This window comes from Halococcus hamelinensis 100A6, from assembly GCF_000336675.1.
Lineage (GTDB): Archaea > Halobacteriota > Halobacteria > Halobacteriales > Halococcaceae > Halococcus > Halococcus hamelinensis.
On record NZ_AOMB01000018.1, the window covers coordinates 1 to 692 of the forward strand.

The following is a 692-nucleotide window of genomic DNA, read 5'->3' on the forward strand; positions in this document are numbered from 1 at the left end:
GTGTATAAGAGACAGGTCGAGAGCGACGACGGGCGCACCATCGACGAGGCGCGCGTGGTCGCCGCGCTCGAAGCACACGACGTGGACCTGGTCTTCCTCCCTTCAGTGCTCTACCGGAGCGGTCAGCTGCTCGACGTCGAACGGCTCACCGCGGCCGCACACCGCACCGGCGCGCTCGTGGGCTTCGACCTCGCACACTCGGTCGGCGTGGTCCCGCACGACCTCTCGGCCCACGGCGTCGACTTCGCGGTGTGGTGTTCGTACAAGTACCTCAACGCGGGGCCGGGAGCCATCGCGGGCCTCTACGTCAACGAGCGCCACTTCGGGACGCGGCCGGCGCTCGCGGGCTGGTGGGGCCACGAAAAAGCCACCCAGTTCGAGATGAACCCCCGATTCACGCCCGCCACCACTGCTGGCGCGTGGCAGATCGGCACCGTCCCGATGATGAGCGCCGCGCCGCTCGAAGGCGCGCTCGACCTCGTTCACGAGGCGGGGATCGACGCGATCCGCGAGAAGTCGCTCGCGCTCACCGACTATCTGGTCGCGCTGGTCGATACCCACCTCGGCGACGAATTTACCGTCGGCACGCCGCGCGACCCGTCGCGCCGCGGCGGGCACGTCGCGTTCGAACACCCCGCCGCCCGCGGGGTCGTCGCCGCGCTCGGTGCCCGCGGCGCGGTGGTGGACTTCCG

1 protein-coding gene is annotated in these 692 nt (G+C 70.7%); it reads left to right on the forward strand.

From position 1 onward, the window contains the following. On the forward strand, positions 1–692 hold a 692-nt coding region (locus C447_RS06560), incomplete at both ends, for an aminotransferase class V-fold PLP-dependent enzyme (RefSeq protein WP_152416138.1).